23 protein-coding genes are annotated in these 25,577 nt (G+C 59.7%); 12 read left to right on the top strand and 11 right to left on the bottom strand.

What is annotated here, in order from left to right; translation table 11 throughout:
- The first annotated feature begins 37 nt into the window (after positions 1-37).
- Complete coding sequence (locus ASF70_RS00345; protein ID WP_062576476.1) at positions 38-1,549, top strand: carboxypeptidase; 1,512 nt, start codon at positions 38-40, stop codon at positions 1,547-1,549.
- 80 nt (positions 1,550-1,629) lie between these two features.
- Here ASF70_RS00345 and gnd read toward each other — a convergent pair whose 3' ends face one another.
- Entirely contained in the window at positions 1,630-2,616 is a 987-nt protein-coding gene (gene gnd, locus ASF70_RS00350; RefSeq protein WP_062576479.1) for a phosphogluconate dehydrogenase (NAD(+)-dependent, decarboxylating), read from the bottom strand.
- Positions 2,617-2,819: 203 nt separating this feature from the next.
- On the opposite strand from gnd, the gene ASF70_RS24270 reads away from it, so the two are divergent.
- Both ASF70_RS24270 and ASF70_RS00355 read left to right on the top strand, forming a co-directional pair.
- Positions 2,820-2,993, top strand: a complete 174-nt coding sequence (locus ASF70_RS24270; RefSeq protein WP_165699857.1) for a hypothetical protein — start codon at positions 2,820-2,822, stop codon at positions 2,991-2,993.
- Positions 2,994-3,359: 366 nt separating this feature from the next.
- The gene (locus ASF70_RS00355; RefSeq protein ID WP_062576480.1) at positions 3,360-3,749 is read left to right on the top strand and encodes a DoxX family protein; all 390 of its coding nucleotides are present in this window, start codon (positions 3,360-3,362) and stop codon (positions 3,747-3,749) included.
- A 134-nt stretch (positions 3,750-3,883) separates the two neighbouring features.
- On the opposite strand, the gene ASF70_RS00360 is transcribed toward ASF70_RS00355, so the two are convergent.
- The 8 genes from ASF70_RS00360 to ASF70_RS00395 form a co-directional block, all read right to left on the bottom strand.
- Entirely contained in the window at positions 3,884-5,614 is a 1,731-nt protein-coding gene (locus ASF70_RS00360; protein WP_062576482.1) for an ABC transporter substrate-binding protein, read from the bottom strand.
- A 73-nt stretch (positions 5,615-5,687) separates the two neighbouring features.
- Complete coding sequence (locus ASF70_RS00365; protein ID WP_062458904.1) at positions 5,688-5,969, bottom strand: DUF2160 domain-containing protein; 282 nt, start codon at positions 5,967-5,969, stop codon at positions 5,688-5,690.
- A 13-nt stretch (positions 5,970-5,982) separates the two neighbouring features.
- A complete protein-coding gene (locus ASF70_RS00370) occupies positions 5,983-6,810 on the bottom strand; it encodes a carbohydrate ABC transporter permease (protein ID WP_062576484.1) in 828 nt (275 codons plus the stop codon).
- Positions 6,811-6,824: 14 nt separating this feature from the next.
- On the bottom strand, positions 6,825-7,691 hold the full coding sequence (locus ASF70_RS00375; protein WP_062576486.1) for a sugar ABC transporter permease: 867 nt from the start codon (positions 7,689-7,691) through the stop codon (positions 6,825-6,827).
- A gap of 5 nt (positions 7,692-7,696) precedes the next feature.
- Entirely contained in the window at positions 7,697-8,767 is a 1,071-nt protein-coding gene (locus ASF70_RS00380; protein ID WP_062458895.1) for an ABC transporter ATP-binding protein, read from the bottom strand.
- 11 nt (positions 8,768-8,778) lie between these two features.
- Positions 8,779-9,852 (bottom strand): ABC transporter ATP-binding protein, encoded by a 1,074-nt coding sequence (locus tag ASF70_RS00385; protein WP_062458891.1) that lies wholly within the window; start codon positions 9,850-9,852, stop codon positions 8,779-8,781.
- A gap of 40 nt (positions 9,853-9,892) precedes the next feature.
- Positions 9,893-11,419 (bottom strand): glycerol-3-phosphate dehydrogenase, encoded by a 1,527-nt coding sequence (gene glpD, locus ASF70_RS00390; protein WP_062576488.1) that lies wholly within the window; start codon positions 11,417-11,419, stop codon positions 9,893-9,895.
- Positions 11,420-11,519: 100 nt separating this feature from the next.
- A complete protein-coding gene (locus ASF70_RS00395) occupies positions 11,520-12,317 on the bottom strand; it encodes a DeoR/GlpR family DNA-binding transcription regulator (RefSeq protein ID WP_062458885.1) in 798 nt (265 codons plus the stop codon).
- A gap of 449 nt (positions 12,318-12,766) precedes the next feature.
- Between ASF70_RS00395 and ASF70_RS00400 the strand changes: the two genes are divergently transcribed.
- The 8 genes from ASF70_RS00400 to copD all read left to right on the top strand — a co-directional run bounded on the left by ASF70_RS00400 (position 12,767) and on the right by copD (position 20,155).
- On the top strand, positions 12,767-13,309 hold the full coding sequence (locus ASF70_RS00400; protein ID WP_062576490.1) for a sigma-70 family RNA polymerase sigma factor: 543 nt from the start codon (positions 12,767-12,769) through the stop codon (positions 13,307-13,309).
- Positions 13,302-14,072, top strand: a complete 771-nt coding sequence (locus ASF70_RS00405) for an anti-sigma factor (RefSeq protein ID WP_062576492.1) — start codon at positions 13,302-13,304, stop codon at positions 14,070-14,072. Before ASF70_RS00400 ends, ASF70_RS00405 begins: the two co-directional genes overlap by 8 nt.
- 17 nt (positions 14,073-14,089) lie before the next feature.
- A complete protein-coding gene (locus tag ASF70_RS00410; protein ID WP_062458877.1) occupies positions 14,090-14,806 on the top strand; it encodes a Bax inhibitor-1/YccA family protein in 717 nt (238 codons plus the stop codon).
- Between the two features lie 235 nt (positions 14,807-15,041).
- Positions 15,042-16,943, top strand: a complete 1,902-nt coding sequence (locus ASF70_RS00415) for a potassium transporter Kup (RefSeq protein WP_062458874.1) — start codon at positions 15,042-15,044, stop codon at positions 16,941-16,943.
- 94 nt (positions 16,944-17,037) lie between these two features.
- The gene (locus ASF70_RS00420; protein ID WP_062576494.1) at positions 17,038-17,445 is read left to right on the top strand and encodes a DUF2946 family protein; all 408 of its coding nucleotides are present in this window, start codon (positions 17,038-17,040) and stop codon (positions 17,443-17,445) included.
- Between the two features lie 91 nt (positions 17,446-17,536).
- Positions 17,537-18,901 (top strand): PepSY domain-containing protein, encoded by a 1,365-nt coding sequence (locus tag ASF70_RS00425; protein ID WP_062576496.1) that lies wholly within the window; start codon positions 17,537-17,539, stop codon positions 18,899-18,901.
- A 10-nt stretch (positions 18,902-18,911) separates the two neighbouring features.
- Positions 18,912-19,274, top strand: a complete 363-nt coding sequence (gene copC, locus ASF70_RS00430) for a copper homeostasis periplasmic binding protein CopC (RefSeq protein ID WP_062458865.1) — start codon at positions 18,912-18,914, stop codon at positions 19,272-19,274.
- Positions 19,271-20,155 carry a copper homeostasis membrane protein CopD gene (gene copD, locus ASF70_RS00435; RefSeq protein ID WP_062576497.1) on the top strand — a complete coding sequence of 295 codons (885 nt, stop codon included), beginning with the start codon at positions 19,271-19,273 and terminating at the stop codon, positions 20,153-20,155. The genes copC and copD overlap by 4 nt, the downstream gene beginning before the upstream one ends.
- A 3-nt stretch (positions 20,156-20,158) precedes the next feature.
- On the opposite strand, the gene ASF70_RS00440 is transcribed toward copD, so the two are convergent.
- Entirely contained in the window at positions 20,159-21,232 is a 1,074-nt protein-coding gene (locus tag ASF70_RS00440) for a lactonase family protein (RefSeq protein WP_062576499.1), read from the bottom strand.
- 7 nt (positions 21,233-21,239) lie between these two features.
- A complete protein-coding gene (gene putA, locus ASF70_RS00445; protein WP_062576837.1) occupies positions 21,240-24,935 on the bottom strand; it encodes a trifunctional transcriptional regulator/proline dehydrogenase/L-glutamate gamma-semialdehyde dehydrogenase in 3,696 nt (1,231 codons plus the stop codon).
- A 161-nt stretch (positions 24,936-25,096) separates the two neighbouring features.
- Here putA and ASF70_RS00450 point away from each other — a divergent pair, with 161 nt between their 5' ends.
- Positions 25,097-25,564, top strand: coding sequence for an Lrp/AsnC ligand binding domain-containing protein (locus ASF70_RS00450; RefSeq protein WP_062458856.1), 468 nt, complete (start codon positions 25,097-25,099; stop codon positions 25,562-25,564).
- The last annotated feature ends 13 nt before the right edge of the window (positions 25,565-25,577 follow it).

Here is a 25,577-nt window from a genome sequence, read left to right on the forward strand (position 1 = left end):
CGGAATTGAGTTTCCCGGATGGCCCTCGCTGCCCTACATGACTGACATATCCGTCACGGAGGAAACAGCTTTGCGTCTTTACCGGATCCTTGCATCCATCCTGGTGCTTCTTGCACTTTCCGCCCCGGTTGGGGCGCAGCAGCCCCCTGGCATTTTCTCGCTGATCCCCAATGACAGCACGACCGAGCATGTTCTGAAGACCGAGGGCAGTGCCGACCTGCCCTATACAGCGACCGCCGGCACGCTTGACCTGTTCGGCCAGGACGGCAACCGAACGGCGAAGATCTTCTACACGGCCTATGTCGCCAAAGATCGCACGCCGGGTCGTCCGCTCACCTTCGCCTTCAACGGCGGCCCGGGTGCCGCATCAGCCTATCTGCATCTCGGGCTGCTGGGTCCGAGGATCATTGAATTCGGCAGAAACGGCAACGACGGCACCGCGCCGCAGTTAAGGGACAATCCCGAAAGCTGGCTCGAGTTTACGGATCTCGTCATGATCGATCCCGTTGGCACCGGATGGAGCCGTGCCGCCAGCGACGATGTCGCCAAGAATTTCTACGGTGTCCGGCAGGATGCCGACAGCCTTGCCAAGGTGATCTCGCTCTACGTCCAGAAGAACGACCGGCTGAATGCGCCGAAATATCTTGTTGGCGAAAGCTACGGAGGTTTTCGCGCGGCGAAAGTCGCGATCGCGATGAAGAACAATCAAGGCATCATCCCCTCCGGCATCATCATGCTCTCGCCGTTTATCGAGGGCCGCTTCCTCGCCAATTCCGACGATCCGCTGAGTGCCGCGCTGCAATTGCCCTCGCTTGCGGCAGCCGAGATGGAGCGGACCAAAAGCTTCACTCCTGAAAAGCTCGCCGAGGCCGAACGCTTTGCGTTGCGCGACTATCTTCCGACCGTGGCGGGCGCTGCGCCTGTGGGCGAAGAAGCCGAGGCGTTTTATGGAAAGGTTGCTGGCTTCACGGGCATCCCCAAAGAGGTCGTTGCCAGAACGCGAGGCTTGGTCGGCGATGTCTACGCAAAGCAAATGGCTGGACCGGGTCGGGTCGTCAGCCCCTATGATGCATCCTACGCCGTGCCGGACGCCTATCCCGAGGACGCGTATGGGCGCAATGACGATCCCATTCTCGAAGGATACACCCGCGCCTACAGTGCTGCCTTTGCCTCCTATGCGAAAGGCGAGCTGAAGTTTTCGAGCGACATGACCTACTCGCTTTTGAACGAGGATGTGAACCGCCGGTGGGAATGGAATGGCAGCCGGGGCGGCGATGCTCGCGCGCTCGCCAGCGCGTCGACGGATATCCGCGACCTGCTGTCGGTCATCCCATCCTTCCGCCTGCTGGTCGCGCATGGTCACAGCGATGCGCTGACACCCTATGGTGTGAGCCGCTACGTGATCGATCATCTGCCGACACAGTTGGCAGCCGGCCGGGCAGAACTGAAGACCTATAGCGGCGGCCACATGTTCTATACAAACCCGTCGTCGAGGGCGGCGTTCCTGAGCGATGCGAAAGCGTTCTACGAGACAAAGACGGTAGAATAGGAATAAGCCCGGTCTATCGAGCTTTTCAAAAGAGTCCGGCACCCCAGGGGTGCCGGATTTCGTATGGGATCTAACCCAGCCTATTTCTTTTCGGAGTGGCCGCCGAAGGCTGCCCGAAGCGCCGACAGAACCTGGTTCGAATACTGCTCGTGACCCTGCGACGAAAAGCGCTGGAAGAGAGCGGACGACAGGACCGGAAGCGGCACGCCGGTATCGATACCGGCCTTCATCATCCACCGTCCCTCGCCGGAATCCGAAACTCGACCACTGAAGGCGTCAAGCGTCGGATCGTTGTGCAGAGAGCCGGCGAGAAGATCGAGCAGCCACGACGAAACGACGCTGCCGTGACGCCAGACTTCGGTGATTTCAGCCACGTCCAGATCGTAGTGATAGTAGTGCGGATTGGCGAGCGGGCTGGTTTCCGCATCGGCGCTACGTGCCACCTTGCCGATATTGGCAGACTTCATCAGGTTGAGGCCTTCGGCATAGGCCGCCATCATGCCGTATTCGATGCCGTTGTGGACCATCTTCACGAAGTGACCTGATCCTGCCGGGCCGCAATGGATATAGCCAAGTTCCGAGGTCCGCTGTGCCTCCTTGCCGGCTCCCGGGGACAGCGACAGGAAGATCGGATCGAGGCGCTTCACCGCTTCATCCGGTCCGCCGATCATCAGGCAATAGCCGCGTTCCAGACCCCAGACGCCACCGCTCGTGCCGACATCGATATAGTCGAGGCCGATGCCCGAAAGACGCCCGGCGCGATCGATATCGTCCTGGTAGTTGGAGTTTCCGCCGTCGATCAAAACGTCGCCGGCCGCCATGACGACGGAGAGTTTCTCGATCGTCTGGTCGGTGATCGCTGCAGGCAGCATCAGCCAGACGGTGGCCGGCTTTGCAAGCTTGCCGACCAGATCTTCGAGCGAGGTAGCACCGATCGCGCCTTCCTGCTCGAGAGCCTCGACATTGGCCTGGCTGACATCGAATACCACACATTCATGTCCATCACGCAGGAGCCGTCGCACCATATTGGCGCCCATACGGCCGAGGCCTATCATTCCGATCTGCATTCCGTTTCCCTTCCGAAAAACCATGTTGTGGGTCCGAACCATCAGGCCCGACTGAGATGAGGCATATCAGTTCGTTCAGAAATTGACACCTGCAGACATGCACGGCAGATGCGCCGAAACCGCCAGCCTAGGCACGGGAAGAAAATACTGTTGACAACCTTCAGCGAAAATGAGAACAAAGGAAGAACATTGAGGAGAACGCCATGCAGAGAACTGAAGAGGTCGTCGCCCGTGCTCTTGCCCTCGTGGCCCAGTCGAAGGCGCTCAGGGAACGTCACGACAAGGAACGCAAGGAGATCTATGGACGGATCGAAATTGCCAATCTTCGCAAGCCGCATGTTCCCAAGGGGATTCAACTGCCTCTCAACCTGCAGTGAATTGACTTTATCGTTGGAGGACGTGGTCCGCGTATACGTCTGATTCAGTCTGTTGCAAGGCTGCACTCGACTCGCTTCTGAAGAGGTGGTTCATTCCCTTCAACGGCGTAGGGGTGCTTAATGCTTCACGAATACAACGAGATCTTTATGCAGCAGCGGTATTTCATAAAGATACTGATGGCCTGGATTGGGGCAATTGCCTTGGGCTGTGTCCCCGTTTTGATGATCGTCAACGCGGTCACCATTTGAGAAGACGCTTCGGCGCTCTAGAGGTCTCGCGCATTCCATAACTGTTTCACGAAGACGTGCAGTTGACCTTCGTTTGGTCGATGTCAGAAGAGCATCGACATTTAACGGAGCTTCCCAATGGTCAACAAAATCCAGGCTTACCAGCCTGTTCTTCTCAGCATCCTGCGTATTGCCGTCGGCCTCGTCATCTTCTCCTTCGGCATGGCGAAAATCTTTCATTTCCACGCCGGTACCTTCATGCCGCCCACGGGCTCGTTGCCCTGGATCGCGGGTCTCTTTGAGCTTGTCTGCGGCTTCCTCTTCCTGGTCGGTTTCCAGACACGGATAGCGGCATTCCTCCTGTCCGGACTAATGGCCGCGGCTTACTTCATCAGCCACTTTCCCAAAAGCATTTTCCCGCCCGAAAACGGCGGAATGGCCGCTGCCGTGCTCTGCTTCGTGTTCCTCTATTTCGTCACGTCCGGAGCCGGACCGATCAGTGTCGATGCCAAGCTGAACAAGGCATAGGACCGGATCAAGGCAGGTTGGGAGGCTCTGCCGTGTGTCCGCAACAGTGACGAACGCGAAACGACCGCGCCGATGATGTTCGGCGCGGTCGTCTCTTGCCGCCGCTTCCCCTTCGGGAGCCTTGATCGGTCAGATCACTTCTTTGCGTCAGCCCAGCTCTTCACCAAGTCGTCGTAGTTGACGGTGATCGGCTTTTCCTTTTCGTTCTCGATCTTCAGCTGCGGAGCCAGATTGCCCTTGGCGACCGCATCCTTGTTCCAGTAGGCCAGGTCATGCTCTTCGGCGAGCTTGGGGCCCATGTCCTTCTGGACGCCAGCGCGTTCCAGACGCTGGAGCACCTTTTCCTGCTCGGCGCAAAGCGAGTCCATAGCCAGCTGCGGCGTTTTGGCACCCGATGCCGCATCGCCGATGGCCTGCCACCAAAGCTGTGCGAGCTTCGGATAGTCGGGAACGTTGGTGCCGGTCGGCGACCACTGAACACGCGCCGGCGAGCGGTAGAACTCGATCAGGCCGCCGAGTTTCGGTGCGCGATCGGTAAAGCTCTGATGGCGGATCGAGCTTTCGCGGATCAGCGTCAGGCCCACATGGCTCTTCTTCAGGTCGACGGTTTTGGACGTGACGAACTGGGCGTAGAGCCAGGCCGCCTTTGCGCGGTCATCGGGCGTGGACTTCATCAGCGTCCAGGAACCGACGTCCTGATAGCCAAGCTTCATGCCGTCTTTCCAGTAAACGCCGTGGGGGCTTGGCGCGAAACGCCATTTCGGCGTGCCGTCCTCGTTCATGACAGGCAGGCCTGGCTTCACCATGTCGGCGGTGAAGGCCGTGTACATGAACATCTGCTGGGCAATCTCGCCGCCTGCAGGGACCGGGCCGGACTCGGAGAAGTTCATGCCCTGGGCAGCCGGAGGTGCATAGGCCTTCATCCAGTCGAGATATTTCTGGATCGAATAGACGGAGGCAGGACCATTGGTGTCACCGCCGCGCGCGACGCAGGAGCCGACCGGCTGTGACTTTTCGTTGACCTTGATACCCCATTCGTCGACCGGCAGACCGTTCGGTAGACCCTTGTCGCCGTTGCCAGCCATCGAAAGCCACGCATCGGTGAAGCGCCAGCCGAGCGACGGGTCCTTCTTGCCGTAGTCCATGTGGCCGAAGACCTTCTTTCCGCCGATATCACGGCCGGTGAAGAATTCCGCGATGTCTTCGTAAGCGGACCAGTTGACGGGAACACCGAGGTCGTAGCCGTATTTGGCCTTGAAATCAGTCTTGTTCTTGGCGTCGTTGAACCAGTCGTACCTGAACCAGTAAAGGTTGGCGAACTGCTGGTCCGGAAGCTGGTAGAGCTTCTTGTCGGGCGCGGTGGTGAACTTCAGGCCGATGAAGTCATCGAGATCGAGGCCCGGATTGGTAACGTCCTTACCTTCCTTCGCCATGAAGTCCGTCAGGGAACGGGCCTGCTGGTAACGCCAATGCGTGCCGATCAGGTCGCTATCGTTGACATAGGCGTCATAGATGTTCTCGCCCGACTGCATCTGCGTCTGCAGCTTTTCGACGACATCGCCTTCGCCGATCAGGTCGTGGGTGATCTTGATGCCGGTGATCGCCGTGAAAGCTGGCGCCAGCACTTTTGACTCGTATTCATGCGTGGTCAGCGTTTCCGAGACGACCTTGATGTCGAGACCGGAGAAGGGCTTCGCCGCATCGATAAACCATTGCAGCTCCTTTTCCTGCTCGGCGCGCGAGAGGGAAGAAAGGTCCTTGATTTCCTTGTCAAGGAACTGCTTCGCCTCGTTCATGCCGGCGTGAGCCGTGCCTGCCAGTGCCAGCAATATGCCTGCTGTCGTTGTCAAAAGATGCCGTCGCATAATGTCCTCCCAGAGTTGCGATTGCGATTTCGTTTCGGCGCCAGTCCTCCCGCGCGCCGTATCAAACTTGCCTTCAGACGAAGCGGAAAACGCCGACGGCGTAGACCACAGCGAGGGCAAGAGCCCACCACAGATTGGGGCCGATCAGCCCCAACCATGCGAGATTGATGAATGCTGCACCAAGCAGCGAAATGAAGAGCCGGTCCCCCCGCGTTGTCTCGAAGCGCAGGATCCCAACCCGTGGCGCTCCCCCCGGAGAAAAATACTCCCAGATGCCCATCGCTGCAATCAAGGCGAAGATGGTCACGAAGAAAAGCGTCGTCGGCAGCGTCCAGGCCATCCATGAAAAACTCATGTGCGTTCTCCCTCTAGACCCGACCCAGGGCAAAGCCCTTGGCGATGTAGTTGCGGACAAAGTAGATCACGAGCGCGCCCGGCACGATCGTCAGCACGCCGGCGGCTGCCAGAACGCCCCAGTCCATGCCGGACGCCGAAACGGTGCGGGTCATGATGGCCGAAATCGGCTTGGCGGCAGTCGTCGTCAGCGTGCGGGCAAGCAGCAGTTCGACCCACGAGAACATGAAGCAGAAGAAGGCCGCGACGCCGATGCCGGACGCGATCAACGGCATGAAGATCTTCACGAAAAAGCGCGGGAAGGAATAGCCGTCGATATAAGCGGTTTCGTCGATTTCCTTTGGCACGCCGGACATGAAGCCTTCGAGAATCCAGACGGCCAGCGGGACGTTGAACAGGCAGTGGGCGAGTGCCACGGCGATATGCGTGTCGATCAGTCCGAAGGCGGAATAGAGCTGGAAGAATGGCAGCGCAAAGACCGCCGGTGGCGCCATCCGGTTGGTCAGCAGCCAGAAGAACAGGTGCTTGTCGCCGAGAAACCGGTAGCGGGAGAAGGCGTAGGCCGCAGGAAGTGCCGCCGCCACCGAGATCAGCGTGTTCAGACCCACATAGATAATCGAGTTGATATAGCCGTTGTACCAGGACGGATCGGTGAAGATCACTGTGTAATTCCGCAGCGTCGGGTTATGCGGGAAGAGCGAGAAGGTGCCGGTGATCTCGGCATTCTCCTTGAAGCTCATATTGACCAGCCAGTAGATCGGCAGCAGCAGGAAGATGATGTAGATCGTCGAGACGAGCCAGGAGTAGCTGCGCGCCGGCTTGAATGTGTTGACTTGAGCCATTGTAACCGTCCTCCTCACGCGTCTTTGTCGCTGCTGGTCATGACCGTGTAGAAGATCCACGACATAAGCAGGATGATGAGGAAGTAGATGATCGACATCGCCGCGGCCGGCCCGAGGTCGAACTGCCCGACCGCCATCTTGACGAGATCGATCGACAGGAAGGTTGTCGAGTTGCCGGGCCCGCCGCCGGTGACGACGAAGGGTTCGGTATAAATCATGAAACTATCCATGAAGCGCAGAAGCACGGCAATCAGCAGCACCCGCTTCATCTTCGGCAACTGGATAAAGCGGAACACCGACCAGCGCGACGCGCCATCGATTTTCGCAGCCTGATAGTAGGCATCCGGGATCGACACGAGACCGGCATAGCAGAGGAGCACGACAAGGCTCGTCCAGTGCCAGACATCCATCACGATGACGGTGACCCAGGCATCGATCGGATCGCGGACATAGTTGTAGTCGATGCCGAGGATTGCGAGCGTGCGGCCGAGAAGGCCGATATCGACGCGACCAAACACCTGCCAGATGGTGCCGACCACGTTCCACGGGATCAGCAGCGGCAGCGCCATCAAAACGAGGCAGACCGGGACGCCTAGACCCTTTTTCGGCATGTTCAGCGCGATGAAGATGCCGAGCGGAATTTCCAGCGCAAGAATGATGACAGAGAACAGCAGGTTGCGCTGCAACGCCGCCCAGAACCGATCCGAATTCAGGATTTCGGTAAACCAGCCAGTGCCTGCCCAGAAGAATTCGTTGTTGCCGAACGTGTCCTGCACCGAGTAGTTCACAACGGTCATCAACGGTATCGCCGCTGAAAACAGGACCAGCAGCAGCACCGGAAGCACGAAGAACCAGGCCTTGTTGTTATAGGTCTTTTCCATGCCGTTCACGCCTCCCCGCCGACGCGCCAGGAATTGGCGTAGATATTGATACCTGCAGGATCAAAGCTCACGCGGGCTTCCGCCGGAATTTCCGTATTCTCGTCGGCAACGATCGCAAGCGGCTTTCCCTCGAATTCGGCGCGAACGATGCGGCGGCGGCCAATATCCTCGATCCGGCTGATCTTAACCGGCATTCCCTCGCGGCCGAGATGGATGAACTCCGGACGGATGCCGAGTTCGATCCGGTCGCCCGGTTTCGTCTGCGGCGGCACATTGAGGTCCATCCGCTGACTGCCGACCACGACAGACCGCTCATTCAGCTGCGCCGGCAGGACGTTCATGCCGGGCGAGCCGATGAAATAGCCGACGAATGTATGGCTGGGCTTCTCGAACAATTCCGCAGGCGTGCCGATCTGCACAATCTCGCCCTCGTACATCACGACGACCTTGTCTGCGAAGGTCAGGGCCTCGGTCTGGTCGTGGGTGACATAGACCATGGTAAAGCCAAACTGCTTGTGGATCCGCTTCAACTGCGAGCGCAGCACCCATTTCATATGGGGATCGATCACGGTCAGCGGTTCATCGAACAGGATGGCGTTGACGTCGTTGCGCACCAGGCCACGGCCAAGCGAGATCTTCTGCTTCTGGTCGGCGGTCAGGCCCCGCGCCTTGCGATCTGCCCAATCGGCAAGATCGATGATCCCCAGCATGTCGCGAACGCGCTTGTCGACCTCGGCCTCTGGTACTTTGCGGTTGCGCAGCGGGAAGGCCAGATTGTCGTAGACCGTCATCGTGTCGTAGATGACCGGGAACTGGAACACCTGCGCGATATTGCGGCCCTGTGTCGAGACTTCCGTCACGTCGTTGCCATCAAACAGGATACGCCCGTGCGACGGCTGCAGCAGCCCGGAGATGATGTTCAGCAGCGTGGTCTTGCCGCAGCCTGAGGGGCCAAGCAGCGCGTAGGCGCCACCGTCGTTCCATTCGTGATGAACTTCGCGAAGCGCATAGTCGCTGTCGGCGACAGGGTTGGCGCCGTAGGCGTGGCGGATATGGTCGAGGGTGATGCGTGCCATGATGTTTCCCTCTAAGCCGCAGCCGCAGCGATTGCCCGGCCATCGCTGCCGAACGCCATCAGATGTCGCGTATCGAGAAAGACCTCGATGCCGGTATCTGGATCAATGTTGTGAATGCCGGGAGCCAGCATCACCCATTTCACGCCGTCATATTCGAGATGCACGAAGCTTTCCGAACCGGTGATTTCCGAGATCTGCGTGCGGGCGGCAAGGCGCGCCGAATTCTCGGTCTGCTGCGTGAAGCCCAGATGATGTGGATGAAACGCAACCGTCAGGGGACCATCCGGTATGGTTCCGAGATGCGCAGGCAAGGGGAGAACGTCGCCTTCGCGGTGGCGGAGCCCGCCACCCGACTTGACCACCTCGATGAAATTCAGCGGCGGATCGGCGAAGGTCTTTGCGGTCGTGAGGTCGGCCGGCCTTCTATAAATGTCGATCGTCGGCCCGAACTGGGTGATGCGGCCCTCGGAAAGGGTTGCCGTATTGCCGCCCAGCATCAGCGCTTCCGAAGGTTCGGTCGTGGCATAGACAAAGATTGCGCCGGACTGCGCAAAGATCTTGGGAAGCTCTTCGCGCAGTTCTTCACGCAGCTTGTAATCGAGGTTGGCGAGTGGCTCGTCCATCAGCACGAGGCTGGCATTCTTGACCAACGCACGGGCGAGCGCGGTGCGTTGTTGCTGCCCGCCGGACAGATGAAGCGGCGTGCGATCGAGATAGGGCGTCAACCGCAAGAGTTCCGCAGCCTTGCGCACCTCGCGGTCGACGGTCGCCTTGTCCTTGCCGGAAATGCGCATCGGCGAGGCAATGTTTTCATAGACGGTCAGGAGCGGATAGTTGATGAACTGCTGGTACACCATCGCGATATTGCGCTTTTGCACCGGCATGCCGGTCACGTCTATTCCATCGAAATAGACAGCACCCTCCGTCGGCCGGTCCAATCCAGCCATCAGCCGCATCAGCGATGTCTTGCCCGAAAGCGTCGGGCCGAGCAGCACATTCAGACTGCCACGCTCGAGCGTAAGGTCGCTCGGGTGAATATGATATTCGCCCGCCACCATTTTCGCAGCTTTTCGCAATTCCAACATGCTTGTTCCCCTGCCTCCTCACAGCGGGAACACATGCCGCTTATCCGGCGATCCTTTCCGGTATTGCGGCCATGTACTCCTCCAAAACCCTCTTCTCGTCAGCGTCGAGCCGTAGCCCGTCCTTGGTTCTCCTCCAAAGGACGTCCTCGGCGCTTAACGCCCATTCCTGATCGGCAAGATAGCGAACCTCCACCTCATAGAGTTCGCCGCCGAAATTATGCCCAAGATCCTCTGCTCTAGCAGCGTTGCCGAGCAATGTAGCAGCCCTCGTACCGTAACGCCGGACCAGCCTACGCGCATGGCGATCGGTCAGGAAGGGATATCGCGCCTTCAGCCCAGCGACTTCGCTTTCGTAGCCGCGGGCAGGGAAATCGCCACCCGGGAGGTGGCTGTCAGCGGTCCAGGGCTTGCCTTTGACGCCGATGGCTTCGCCGATCTTTTCGAGCGCATGTTCCGAAAGACGACGATAAGTGGTGAGCTTGCCACCGAACACATTGAGAAGTGGCGCTCCGCCCTCCCCGAGGCCGACCGTATCCAGCTTCAGTACATAGTCGCGGGTTGCCTCCTGCGCTTTCGAGGCGCCGTCGTCGAACAGCGGCCGCACGGCCGAATAGGTCCAGACGATATCTTCCTTGCGCACCGGCTCCTTGAAATACTCGCTCGCCGCCTTGCAGAGATAGTTGGTTTCCTCTTCGGAGATCCGAACGTCCTTCGGATCCTCCTTGAAGTCGCGATCGGTCGTGCCGATCAGCGTGAAATCCTCTTCGTAAGGGATAGCAAAAATGATCCGGTTGTCCGGGTTCTGGAAGAAATAGGCGCGAGGGTCGTCGAACTTCTTCTTGACGACGATATGGCTGCCCTGAACCAGCCGGACATGGTGCGCTTCGTTTTCGCCGAAGGCGGAGCGGATCACCTGGTCCACCCACGGGCCGGCGGCATTGACCAGCATACGAGACTTGTGGGTCTGACTGGAGCCGGTGACCGTGCTTCGGGTAACAATCGTCCAAATGCCCTCTTCGCGCCGCGCCGAAACGACTTTCGTGCGCGGAAGGATCAGGGCCCCCTTGTCGGCAGCGTCACGGGCGTTCAGCACCACCATCCGCGCGTCGTCAACCCAGCCATCGGAGTATTCGAAGGCCTTCGTAAACAGCGATTTCAAAGGCTTTCCGGCCGGATCCTTGCGCATATCAAGCGTTGCCGTCGGCGGCAGGAGCTTGCGGCCACCCAGGTGATCGTAGAGAAACAACCCCAGCCGGATCAGCCAGGCGGGTCGGACGCCACCCTTGTGATAGGGGAGAACGAAGCGCATCGGCCAGATGATATGCGGTGCCATTGCCCAGAGCACTTCGCGCTCCATGAGAGACTCGCGCACCAGCCGAAATTCATAGTGTTCGAGATAGCGCAGCCCGCCATGGATAAGCTTGGTGGCGCCTGACGACGTGCCTGAAGCAAAATCGTTCATTTCTGCCAAGGCGACCGAATAGCCGCGACCCACAGCATCGCGCGCGATACCGCAACCGTTGATCCCTCCACCGATCACAAAGACGTCGTGAATTGCCTGACTCATTATCCCCTCGCTAAGCCCTGTCCCCTCACAGAGCCCGGCTCGACATGCCGGCAGCGGCAAATCGAAAGTTAACCCCATTAGAGTGAAAATATCTCGAATGTCAAACGAAAGAAGACGCGTGCGTTGCAGCATCCGCGGTGGCTGTTTCGATCAGCGCAACATTCGTCTGATGGCAAAGATCACGGATCAGTTCGGACTGGCAGGCGTCGGTGATGAACGTATGAACCTGGGAGATCTGGGCGATACGAACCGGCGCCGTTCGTTCGAATTTTGTCGAGTCGGCCACAAGGATCACATGCCGCGCGTTGGCGATAATCGCCTGTGCCACTTTCACTTCGCGAAAATCGTAGTCGAGCAGAGCGCCGTCGTGGTCGATGGCCGATGCACCGATGACCGCATAGTCAACCTTGAACTGCCGGATAAAGTCGACGGCCGCCTCGCCGACGATGCCGCCATCAGACTGGCGAACGACACCCCCGGCAATGACGACCTCGATATCGTCGACTACTCTCAACCTGTTGGCAACGTTGATATTATTTGTAATGACCATAAGGTCCTTGTGGGCTGCCAGCGCTTCACCCACAGCCTCCGTCGTGGTCCCGATATTGATGAACAGGGACGCTCCGTCCGGAATGAGGGCTGCCGCAGCCTCGCCGATCGCCTGCTTCTCGACGGCAGCGATCTGGCGGCGCGCTTCATAGCGCATGTTCTCGATGCTGCGCGGAAACGTGGCTCCACCATGGATGCGGTTGAGGACGTCCGCCTCACAGAGATCATTCAAGTCCTTGCGGATCGTCTGCGGCGTGACGGAGAACTGAGTGGCCAGATCCTCCACCAGGACCCGCCCGGTCATCCTCGCCACCTCGACGATCCTTGCCTGCCTGTCCGTCAGATGCATCTCGTCCCCGTGCTTTCGTTTTCTTTCACTTTGAGACAAAAGCCGCGCGCAGGCAACAGCCTTTACGAAGGAGGTCGCTTAAGGACGTTGCCATAGGGTGAAAACGAAAAGAGCCCGCCGCGGGAGGAGGTGCGGCAGGCTCTTCAAAAGACGAGAGCAACGGCTGGGAGGAGGAGTGCCGGTGCTCTGCTGCAGAAACCTCTGGGAGGAGGAGGGAGGGTTCTGCGTGTCTGACGATTTGGGAGGAGGTAAATCGTTTCGACAAGATGGAAGATACGCTAAACCCGCTCATTTTCTAGGCAGGAATTGTCAGGGCAGACATGCACCGGACGCATACCTACCTTGGCCGTCAAAACGAGGGTTTGCCCTGCGTCTTTGAAGGGCAAAAAATCACGAAAATAATTTCTGACTAATGGAATAAAATCCGGCCGGCGTTCGTATAAGCAGGTATGGACCGGAACAAACGCTCATTCGACGTGATCGCACAGCTTGCCGCGTTGAGACGCTACGCACGCTCGCTTGCGCGCAACTCTGTCGACGCCGAAGACCTGGTGCATGACGCGTTGGTCAAGGCGTATGAGAAGCGTTCAACCTTTCACTCCGGCGGAAATCTGCGGAACTGGCTGCTTTCCATCGTCCACAACACCCACCTGGACGGTCGCCGCAGCGCCCTCGCCCGTCGTCGCCGCGACGACCTGTTTGCCGATGATGGCTCGACCGCAACCGAGCCGTCCTATCCGGCAGCGCAGGAACATTCGGTTCGCCTACAGCAGGTTCGCGAGGCTTTCATGACCTTGCCGGAGGATCAGCGCGAAGCGTTGCACCTCGTTGCGGTGGAAGACCTGTCCTATCAGGAAGCCGCCGACACGTTGGGTATTCCAGTCGGCACGCTGATGTCGCGGATATCGAGGGCGCGGGCTCGGCTGCGCAGCATGGAAGATGACAAAGGGCGTGGCGGCCACCTGAAAATCGTAGGAGGCAAAGATGAATGAGACCGGAACGGTCGTCCTGAATGACCTCGACGCCTACGTGGACAACCAGCTCGACGCGGCGGGACGCCTGCGTGTCGAGAACTATCTGTCCAGCCACCCGGAAGACGCCGCACGCGTCATGGCCGATCTCGGAATGCGGACGACGCTGAAGCTCGCTCTCACCGATGACGCCGTGCATGGCAGGACGGAGACCCGCGAGGCGGCGAGACGACTTTCCGCGAGTCTTGAAAGCCGGCGTACTTTTACCGCGCTCAGACGCGTCGCGGCGATTGCCATGCTTGTTTCGGCAGGATGGTTTGCCAATTCCTCGATCGGTCCGTTTGGTCCAAGCGAAGTCAATGCTTCGGTCCAGCCGCCAGCACTGATCGAAAACGCGGTGCGGGCGCACGAGACGTCGCTCGTTCGCGAAAAAATGCCATCCCAGCCGGAAGCAAGGACCTACGACCGGGAGGACATCCGCGCCGCAACGGCAATCGTCATGCCCGAATTGCCAAAGGGCTGGCAGGTGACCGACGTGCAGATCTTTCCCTCGGATTACGGCCCGAGCGTCGAGGCAAGCATGCGCACGGCCGATGGCGTCAGAGTATCGCTCTATGCGGTGCGACCTGGCCATTTCGCGGTCGAGCCGATCAAGGACATGAATATGCCGAAGGCCGAAGCGGCGTGGTGGCAGATCGGCGACGTGGCCTACGCCGTGGTGTCGAGCACGACCGATATCGGCCTCGCAGACGAGGCCGAGCTTCTCAAGAATTCCCTTTACTGATCAACAGGAGATTCCGAATGTATGAAAACGACCGGCGCTGGGGCGCCACGACAGCACAATCCGGCGCAGTCTTCGATGAAGGCCTTCGCCAGCACATGCTGCGCATCTACAATTACATGGGGCTTGGCCTCGTCATCACCGGTATCGTCGCTTTCATCGTCGGCACCACGCCGGCGCTTTACGTGCCGATCTTCTCCAGCCCGCTGAAGTGGGTGGTGATGCTGGCGCCGCTCGCCTTCGTGTTCTTCTTCTCGTTCAAGATTCAGTCCATGTCGGCCGCCTCTGCGCAGATGACCTTCTGGGCGTTCTGCGCCGTCATGGGTCTGTCCCTTGCTTCGGTATTCCTTGTATTTACCGGCGCAAGCATCGCCCGCACCTTCTTTATCGCCGCCACCATGTTCGGCGCGACCAGCCTTTACGGCTACGTCACCAAGCGTGACCTCGCCAAGTTCGGCTCGTTCATGATCATGGGTCTGATCGGTGTGATGATCGCTTCGATCGTCAACATCTTCCTCGGCTCCAGCGCCCTGCAGTTTGCCGTATCGGTGATCGGTATCGTCGTATTCGTCGGCCTGACCGCTTGGGATACCCAGAACATCAAGCAGCAGTATGCAGAAAACTACGATCAGGAAAGCCAGCAGAAAATGGCCGTGATGGGCGCGCTGTCGCTCTACCTGAACTTCGTCAACATCTTCCAGCTGCTGCTCAATTTCACCGGCCAGCGCGAAGAATAGACGACAAGAACAACCGGTTCCGAGACACCTTTCGGACCTCTACCAGCAGGGCGGATCACTCCGCCCTGCTTTTCTGTGACCACGCGAATGACGGCCTGCTGAAGGATATCGACCTGCGACTTCAGATGAAATAGGAATGCGTGGATCGAATTCGTTCAACACGTGTTTACGCGTCTATTCCGGCAGTAAACCGTTCAAGCTTGTTCGGTTGGAAAACCCTCAGACTGGAGTCCGCATGACATCCTCGACCGCCGGTTCGGCCGACAAAGCCGCAGGCCACCGGAAATTTCTTGTCCTGCTCTTGGGCTCGATCGGCGTCGTCTACGGTGATATTGGCACCAGTCCGCTCTACGCGTTCAGGGAGGCGCTGCGACCATTTTCAGAGAATGGCGTCCAGCCCGAACACGTCATCGGTCTCATCTCGCTGATGGTCTGGACCCTGACGATCATCGTCACGTTCAAATACGTCCTGTTCCTGCTTCGCGCCGATAATGACGGCGAAGGCGGCACGCTGTCGCTGCTTGCCCTGTTGATGAAGAAGACAGGCGGCTACATGCCTGTCCTGTTCTTCGCAGGCCTGATCGGTTCGGCTTTGTTCATCGGCGATGCGATGATCACACCCGCACTGTCGGTCATGTCAGCGCTCGAAGGTATGAAGCTCGTGACGCCCGCCTTTTCCGACTATGTCTTGCCGCTCTCAGCCGCAATCATGGTCGGCCTGTTTGCAATCCAGTCCAAGGGGACGGAAGCAGTTGCCAAATTCTTCGGCCCGATCACGGTCGTCTGGTTTCTGGCGATGGCATGGGGTGGCATGATCCATATCGGCGACGATTGGACCATCCTCGAGGCCCTCAACCCCATTAATGCGCTCTGGTTTATCACCCACGCCGGCTGGGCGGGTCTCATCGTGCTCGGCGCGGTATTTCTGACCGTGACGGGCGCGGAAGCCCTTTACGCCGATCTCGGCCATTTCGGTCGCAAGCCAATCAGTGTCGCCTGGTTCATCCTCGTATTTCCCGCGCTGGCATTGAATTACCTTGGGCAGGGCGCGTTGGTCCTGAGCAACCCGGCCGCCATCGAGAACCCGTTCTATCTGCTCTATCCTGACTGGGCGTTGCTGCCGATGGTCATTCTGGCGACGATGGCAACCGTCATCGCCAGCCAGGCTGTCATTACGGGCGCGTTTTCGCTTGCGCGCCAGGCTGTGCATCTCGGCTTCCTGCCGCGGCTGATGATCAAGTTCACCTCGGAAACCAATACCGGGCAGATCTATGTTCCGGCCGTGAACATGATTCTGTTCATCGGCGTCCTGGTGCTGATCTTCTCCTTCGGCGATTCGGAATCGCTGGCAACCGCCTACGGTATCTCGGTCACCGGCGCGATGGTCGTGACAACGCTGATGTCGTTCCAGTTTCTGCGGGCGGTGCGCGGATACTCGGCCCTCATCGCCGGCGCACTTCTGCTGCCGCTGCTCTTGATCGAAGCAGTGTTCCTTGCCGCAAACCTTCTCAAAATCCACGACGGCGGCTGGGTGCCCGTGGCGCTTGCCTTCTTCATCATGATCCTGATGTGGACGTGGACGAAGGGTTCGAAATACATCAAGGACAAGACCGCCAGGAACGACATCCCGCTGGAAGTCTTCATTCCGATGATCGAAAAGGAATCCGATCATTCGCCGGTCGTGGTTCCCGGCACTGCAATCTTTCTCACCAGCGTTCCCAACCGGACGCCGGCAGTCCTCCTGCACAACATCAAGCACAATCATGTCCTGCACGAGCAAAACGTCATCCTGACAATCTGGACGCAGGACAAACCCTACGTTCCCGATCGCGAGCGGGTGGAAATGAAACGCATCTCCAAGCGTTTTATCCGCCTCGACATCACCTTCGGCTACATGGACGAGCCAAATGTCACCAGAGCGCTGACGCTCTGTCGGAAGGCGGGCTTCAAGTTCGAGATCATGCAGACCTCGTTCTATCTGGGACGGCGCAACCTGGTCAGCACACCCAATACCGGGTTGCCGGCCTGGCAGGAGCAGATCTACATGGCGCTGGCCGATTTCGCGATCGACCCATCCGCCTATTTCAAGCTCCCACCCAACCGTGTCGTGGAACTGGGAGAGCAGGTAGCGATCTGACCTGATCCCGTTCGCCATCACGCGTACAGTATGCCGCATTGTACTTGCGCCGGGGTGTGCTATCGAAAGATCGAACCCCGTGCACGAGGACGCGATGGGAAGGCTGGTCGGCAAATCGGAACAATGGGCGGTGCGCATTCTATGCGCCATCGCGCTTGTTGTTCTCGGCCTCTCGCATCAGCCGCCTGCTCTTGCAGCCACCGGTTTCGATCCGGCTGACTATGCCGAGTATGTGCTGCCGGACGGCGCGCTACCGACGCTCTGCGTCACGTCAAACAGCGATCGGCCTGACCGGGACGGACAACACCACCATAGCCAAGGCGCCAAGACCGACTGCGAAGCCTGCCGCATTAGCGCCGCGGCCATGGTGCCACCCGCGCCGATCCACGCAGAACGGGTATTCCTCGCCCAAGAACTGGCCAGGTATCCGTTCCCGGTGGGCGAGATCACCCGCCAGTTATATCCGCCGAATACCGGTCCCCGAGCACCCCCCTTCGCCTGATGATCATTTGAGCCTCCGCTGCGGCTTTTGCCCGCGGCTTGTTCAATGTTGCAGATCGGCACAGCCCCGCCTGCCATCAGGATAATACCGAATGACCATCTTAACTTCCGCCTCACCCGCGGAAAGCGACGCCTCGAGCGTTTCGCTTTACCGCGCCCTATGGCGCTGGCATTTCTTTGCGGGTCTTCTCGCCATTCCCTTCATGCTCAACCTAGCCATCACCGGTGGGCTCTACCTGTTCAAGGACGAAATCAACGATACGTTTTTTGCATATCGCTACCAGGTGGAAGCCGCCGGTTCGCCGCTTTCGCCGGACCGGATCGTCGAAGTCGCCGCATCCGCCGTCCCGGGTTCGGTGGCGCGCTCTTACAAGGACCCTGCTTCGGCAACACGGAGCGCCATAGTCACCGTGTCGTCCAAAGCCGGCTCCACGCTCGTCTTCGTCAATCCCTACGATGGCGACGTGCTGGATACGGTCGCGTCCGCCGAAGAGTTCAATCAGGTGGTCAGAAGCATCCACAGCCTCGCCTATTTCGGTACATTTCCCAACATCCTGACAGAGATCGCCGGCGGCTTTGCCATGGTTCTGGTCGCGACCGGGATCTATCTCTGGTGGCCGCGGCGGCAGACCGGCGGTGTGGTGACGGTGCGCGGAAATCCTTCGCGGCGGGTGTTCTGGCGCGACATGCACGCGGTCACCGGCGCTTTCGCAGGGTTGCTGATCTTCTTTCTCGCCGCCACAGGCATGTTCTGGTCGAACACCTGGGGCAGCAATGTCCAGGCCTGGCTCACCAACAAGGGCCTCGGCTATCCCGCAGAGCTTTGGGACAACGTGCCGGTGTCGAAGAAGGTGACGGGCGATGTCGCGCCCAATAGCGGCTGGAGCGTCGAGAAAGCGCCGGTGCCGATGTCGGGTACGATCAGCGGCGAACCGATCGGGCTCGAAAAGGCCGTCTCGATCGCAAAGGATCTCGGTATGGCCTCCGGTTTTGATACGGCGATCCCCCGCACGGAAACGGGCGTCTATACCGCCTCCATCTTTCCTGACGACCTTTCGAAGGAAAGGACGGTCCATATTGATCAGTATTCCGGAACACCGCTGGTCGACATGGGTTATCCGCTCTATCCGGCGCCTGGAAAGGCCGTCGCGTGGGGTGTCAATGTTCATATGGGCCAGGAATGGGGTCGGTTTAACCAGATGCTGATGCTCGCCACCTGCCTTGCGATCGTCTTTACCTGCGTCACCGCTGTCGTCATGTGGTGGAAACGCCGTCCATCCGGCCGCCTTGGCGTCCCGCCGATGCCGCCGAGCCGTTCCGTCTATTTCGGTCTGTGGCTGATCACGCTGGTTTTTGCCATCGCGTTTCCGATGAGCGGGATTGCGATCGTCGCGATGATCGCCTTCGACCAGATCGTCGTCCGCTTCGTTCCGCCGCTCAAACGCGCCTTCGCTTAAAGGAAAACACATGCGTAACACACTCATCGCTTCGCTTGCACTCGCGGCTTTTGTTGCCGCCGCTGGCCAGGCTGCTGCCCATGCCAGCGTCAAATCGACGACCCCAACCGACAAGGCATCCGTTGCATCGCCGGAAGAACTGGACCTGACATTTTCCGAAGCCCTGAACCTGCCGTTCAGCAAGCTTCACCTTCTCGGCCCCGACGGCAAGGAGATCGAGATCGGCAAAGGCGTGCTGAAAGACGCTGACAAGACGCTGACTGCGCCGGTCACCGGGCCGCTCAAGCCCGGCACATATACGGTCAGATGGAATGTGCTTTCGGTCGATGGCCACAAGACCAACGGCACTTACACGTTCACCGTGAAGCCGTGACAACGGCTGAGACCCTCATTGTAGTCTGCCGTTTCGGCTTCTACGCAGGCGCCCTGTTCCTCTGGGGCGCCGCAACCTATATCGCCGGTTTTGTGCCGGACGGTCTACGGCAATCGGTGTGGGCGAAGCTCACACCGATCCGCGGCCTGTCGGTGCTTATGATAGCGGGTGCGACGGTTGCATCTCTGCCGCTCAACGCCGCCCTTCTCGGCGACGGCTGGCAGGATGCGGCGGATCTCGGCATGCTGTGGACGGTCATAACCCAGACCAGTATCGGCACCGTCTGGATAGTGCAGGCGATTGCTGCGGGCCTGTTGTTTGCGGCCCTTACGCCCTCCTCGCGCTCGAAAATCCTACCGACGGCGCTGGCGGCTTTGGTCGCTCTCGCCAGCCTTCCGATCTCCGGACACGCCGCTATCCACGATGGACCGTTGAACCTGCTGCACCGGGCAAACGATCTGCTGCACCTTCTCTCGGGCGGGTTCTGGTTCGGGGCGCTGTTACCGGTCGCTCTGCTTCTCCCCGCGCTCAGGGACCAGTCGACGCGACACGATGCCACGACCGCTTTGATCGGCTTTTCCCGGGCAGGTCATGTTGCCGTGGCACTTGTGATCGTGACAGGGCTGTTCAGCACATGGCTCATCGTCGGCGGCCTGCCGCTTAACTGGTCCTTGCCCTATCAGCTGCTGCTTTCGGCCAAGATCTTGATCGTTGCAACCATGGTCGCGCTGGCGATCGTCAACCGTTACGTCTTCGTGCGGCTGCTCGACCGCAGCCCGCTGATGTATCGAAGCCTCGTCTGCGCGACGGTCACGGAAATCGGGCTTAGCCTCGGAGTGCTCGCCCTCGTCGCCTATTTCGGTCGTTTGCAGCCGGTCTAGACGTCAGGCGAACAGGACGCAGACGGGACTGCCGATCTCGAACGGCTCGCCGATGGTCGTCAGCGTCCCGTGTTCCCCATTGAGCTCAAAGCAGACCAGCGAGTGGCTGTCCTGGTTGGCGACGATGAGACAGCGACCGGTGGGATCGATGGCGAAATCCCGCGGGGTTCTACCCATGGTGGGATACCAGCCGAGGGTTCTCAACCCGCCATCGGCCAGAATTTCACAGGCGACGATCGTGTCATGGCCGCGGTTGGAGACATAAAGAAACCTGCCATTCGGATGAATTTTGATCGCCGCGCAGGACGACGTGCCGGCAAAATCGGCCGGCACTGTGCTGGTTTCTGACAGGAGCGTGAAATTGTCTCCCTCGATGGCATAGGCACCGACGGTGCAGGCGGCCTCATGCGCGACGTAGAGCCGGCGGCCATCCTGCGAGCAGACGATATGGCGTGGAAGCGAACCGCCGGGCACGTGCAGCACGACATCCGGCTCTGAGCCTATTCCCTGATCGCCGAATGCATATCTGGCGATCTCGTCGGTCCCGAGATCGCAAACGAGAACATGCCGATCGTCAGGCATGACCAAAACCTGGTGCACATGCGGGCCTTCCTGCCTGTCGGTGACGGGGCCGGATCCTGTCCGCTGGATCACCCTGACGTCGTCGGCTTTCGGTAACCCCTGATGATCAAGACCGTAAGCGACCGCACTTCCGCTGCCGTAATTGGCAACGAATAGCCGTTTCCCTGAACTGTCGAGCGAGACATGACAGGGCGCAGAACCTCTTGCCGAAACTCGCTTCGCCAATTTTAGACCGCCGTCCCCGTCGATCTGCAGCACAACCACGCCCGCCTGCGCCTCGTCGTCGACTTCCTCGACGGCGTAGAGGACGCGTCCATCCTGCCCTTGCGCCAGATAGGTGGGGTTGCGAATCGCTTCAAACGCCGCTACCTCTTCGAATCGCGCTGTTTTTAGATCAAGGGAAAGCAGGCTGACGCCTTTTCCCTTGCCCTCCACATGCGGCATCGATTCCGTGTAGCTGCCTATGATGACGCGCGCCGTCTGAAGATCGTCCATGCTGTCCTCACCCTATCGCCATCAGGCTCGCGTTGCCGCCAGCGGCCGCCGTATTCACGGAGAGCGACACTTCTTCAAGCAGCCAGTTCAGGCAATAGGGCTCATCCATGCCGGCGATGTCAGCTGAGGAAGCCGCCTGCGTCAGCACCAGCGGGCCGGGAAGGCTGGCAATACGGCGCGAGACGGAGATCAGGCTATTGCCGTCGCCTTCCACCAAGGCACCGGCATAGGGTCCATGGCTTGCCCAATCGGAAGACCAGATGATCCGGGCAGCGATTTCGGCCGGCAGATCGGAGAACTTACTCTGAAGGCCGGAGCCCGTGTCGATGGTGACGCTGTTGCCGGTTGCGAGCGCGGCACCCAGTTGGGAAACGAGACCCGCCTCTGTCTGCGGTACGAGCAGGATGCGACCGCGCGGATGCAGACTATAGGTGTTGCGCTCACCGACGGGCCCCGGAAGTTCCTGCGACATGCCGAGAGCGGATTCGCCACCCAGTTCGCGGATCGCTTCGGCGTCCTCGGTTTTGCCCTTGGCGCGCAGCCATTCGGCCAGCAACGAGATCGCCGGATCGACATGAACGGAACTGTGGCGCGGCGGCACCGGCGGCTGCTGCAGCAGGCGACCGAGATAGAGCGGACCGCCGGCCTTAGGCCCCGTGCCTGAGAGACCTCGCCCGCCGAACGGCTGCACGCCGACGACGGCACCGATGACGTTGCGGTTGACGTATATATTGCCGGCCCGGACACGGCTCGTCACATGCGCAATCGTTTCGTCGAGACGCGTGTGGAGGCCGAATGTGAGACCGTAGCCGGTGGCGTTGATATCGTCGATCAGCCTGTCGAGATCCTCACGACGATAGCGGATGACGTGGAGGACAGGTCCGAACACTTCCCTCTCGAGGTCCGAGAGGTTGTTCAGTTCGATGATCGTCGGCGCGACGAAGGTTCCGGCAGCCGTTGCAGCGGGGATGGCGACCTGCTCAATGCGCCGGCCCTTGGCGCGCATCGCATCGATGTGGCCGTCGATAACATCCTTCGCTTCGGCTGTGATGACCGGCCCGATATCGATCTTCAGCTGGTCGGTGCGCCCGACGGTCAGTTCGGCCAGGGCGCCGCGGAGCATGGTCATCACGCGGTCCGCTATGTCTTTCTGCAGGCACAGGACACGGAGGGCCGAGCAACGCTGACCGGCGCTGTCGAAGGCGGACGCGATGACATCGCCGACCACCTGTTCGGCCAGAGCCGAGGAATCGACGATCATTGCGTTCTGGCCGCCCGTTTCGGCAATCAGCGGGATCGGCTTTCCGGCGTTCGACAGCCGGCCGGCAAGCTCGGCCTGGATCAGGCGAGCGACGTCGGTTGAACCGGTAAACATCACTCCTTGTGTTTCGGGGGCGGCCACGAGTGCTGCGCCGATCTTTCCATCACCCGGCAAAAGCTGAAGCGCGCCGCGTGGTACGCCGGCCTGATAGAGAAGTTTCACGCCTGCCGCTGCGATCAACGGCGTTTCCTCAGCGGGCTTTGCCAGCACGCTATTGCCGGCAACGAGAGCGGCCGCGATCTGTCCGGTAAAGATTGCCAGCGGGAAGTTCCACGGGCTGATGCAGACCACCGGCCCGAGCGCCTTGTGCCCCGGCCCCAGCGTGCGCTTGGCCTGTTCCGCATAATAGCGCAGGAAATCGATCGCCTCGCGCACTTCGGCAATCGCGTTCGGCAGGGATTTCCCGGCCTCGCGCATGATCAGGCCGAGAAGGGACGGCATGCTTTCCTGCATGGCATCGGCAGCCCTTTCGAGGCAGGCAGCCCGTTCCTGCGGCGCAACGGACTGCCACTCGGCAAAGGCTTCCTGTGCGAGAGACGCTGCCTTTTGCGCATCCTCCACGCTTGCTTCGGTGACTGAGCCGACCACATCCGAATGGTCAGCCGGATTGAGCACCGGCCGCGTTTCACCTGATGAAGTTCCATCGCCAAGTTCTGGAGCGGCTGTGAAGGGAGCCCGGGCGCCTTCCTGAAACACGGACGCGAGGGAGGCAAGCGTCGTTTCGTTGGCGAGATCGAACCCCAGGGAGTTCTGTCGGTCCTTGCCGAACAGGTCGGCAGGCAGAGCGATCTGATCGTGTTTTCCGCCGGAAACGGACATGCCGCGAACGACGGCGGTCGGATCGGCAATCAGCTCGTCGACGGACACCTGGTCATCGCCGATCCGGTTCACGAAGGATGAATTGGCGCCGTTTTCCAGGAGACGGCGGACGAGATAGGCGAGAAGCGTTTCGTGGGTTCCAACAGGCGCATAGATGCGGGCCGGCCGGTTGAGCTTTGCCTGACCGACGACCTCTTCATAGAGCGGCTCGCCCATGCCGTGCAGGCACTGGAACTCGTAATCGCCAACCTTGAAATCAGGTCCGGCCAGCTGATAGATCGTGGCAAGCGTCTGGGCGTTGTGTGATGCAAATTGCGGAAAGACGGCGTCGCGTGCGTCGAGCAGTTTCCGGGCGCAGGCGATGTAGGAGACATCCGTGTGCACCTTGCGGGTAAAGACCGGGAAGTCTTCGAGGCCTTCGATCTGCGCCTTCTTGATTTCCGCATCCCAATAGGCGCCCTTGACCAGACGCAGCATGATGCGGCGGTTGGAACGGCGTGCGAGGTCGATGATGAAATCAAGCACGAACGGGCATCGCTTGCCATAGGCCTGCACCACGAAGCCGATGCCGTCCCAGCCGGAAAGAGCAGGGTCGAAGCAGAGGTCCTCCAGAAGATCGAGCGACAGTTCGAGGCGATCGGCCTCCTCCGCATCGATGTTCAGACCAATATTGTAGGACTTGGCGATGGCGGCCAGCGCCTTCACGCGCGGCAGAAGTTCTTCCATGACGCGGCCAGCCTGGGCGCGGGTATAGCGCGGATGAAGTGCCGAGAGCTTGATGGAAATGCCAGGGCCGTTGTAGATCCCGCGTCCGGCAGAGGCCTTGCCGATCGCATGGATCGCCTTCTCGTAATCCTTGTAATAGCGCTCCGCGTCCTCTCCTGTCGTCGCTGCCTCGCCAAGCATGTCGTAGGAATAGCGAAAGCCCTTCTGCTCCATGGTCCGCGAGCGGCGCAGTGCTTCCTCGATCGTCTCACCGGTGACGAACTGCTCGCCCATCATCCGCATCGCCATATCCACGCCGCGGCGGATGACCGGTTCGCCGCACCGGGCGATCAGGCGCGTCAGCGCCGCCGAAAGGCTGCGATCGCTGACGGTCGAGGTCAGTTTGCCGGTGACGACAAGTCCCCAGGTCGCCGCGTTGACGAAGAGCGAACGGCCCTCGCCCACATGCGACTTCCAGTTTCCGCCGGAAATCTTGTCGCGGATCAGCGCATCGCGCGTCGCCATATCCGGAATGCGAAGCAGCGCTTCGGCCAAACACATCAAGGCGATGCCTTCCTGGCTGGAGAGCGAGTATTCCTGCACCAGTGCTTCGACGCCCGAGCCCTTGGCCTTGCGGCGCAGCGCGACAATCAGATCGCGCGCTGTCGAACGGACTTTGTCTGCGAGGTCGGCGGGCAGTGTTGCCTGCTCGAGAAGTGGCAGCACACTGTCGATTTCAGGTCTGCGATAGGCGGCTGTAATGGCCTTGCGCAAATCGGACTGCGGCCGGATCGGCGGGGCGAAATCTTCAAAGGGCATGGTCTCCAAAGAGCCAGGCAAGAATGTGTTGTGTTCCATCGCAGATGCCATTGTTCCGCCTCCCGAATATCAAGCCAATCTAGCGGATCAGCGACGATCCCGCGATGCGAGAAAAATAATCGAATCTGCTCTATATAGCTTCTCTGAAAATGGGTAGAATTTGGAGAAATTCACCACGTTTCGGGAGGAGGACAGAGAAAATGGAGAGGAAGAGTGATACACCTGGGGATATCGACCACTTCGACCGGAAGATCATGGATGTCCTTGTCGGCGATGGCCGGGTCTCGGTGACGGATCTTGCCGACAAAGTCGGCTTGTCCAAGACTCCGGTGAATGCGCGCCTGAAAAGGCTGATGCAGGATGGCTTCATTCTCGGCTTCCGCGCCGTTCTCAACCCGAAGAAACTCGGCCTCGACCATGTGGCTTTCGCAGAGGTGAAACTGTCCGATACGCGCGAAACGGCACTCAACGCGTTTAACGCAGCAGTATGGCGAATTCCCGAGGTCGAGGAGTGCCACATGATAGCCGGACGTTTCGATTACCTCCTGAAGATTCGCACACCCAACATCCGCCGCTATCGCGAAGTGCTTGGCGAAAAAATCTCCAGTCTGCCATTTGTGGCAAGCACCTCAACCTCGGTTGCCATGGAGGCGGTGAAGGAACGATAGGTCCAAGACCACT

Source organism: Rhizobium sp. Leaf321 (assembly GCF_001423215.1).
Classification (GTDB): domain Bacteria; phylum Pseudomonadota; class Alphaproteobacteria; order Rhizobiales; family Rhizobiaceae; genus Neorhizobium; species Neorhizobium soli.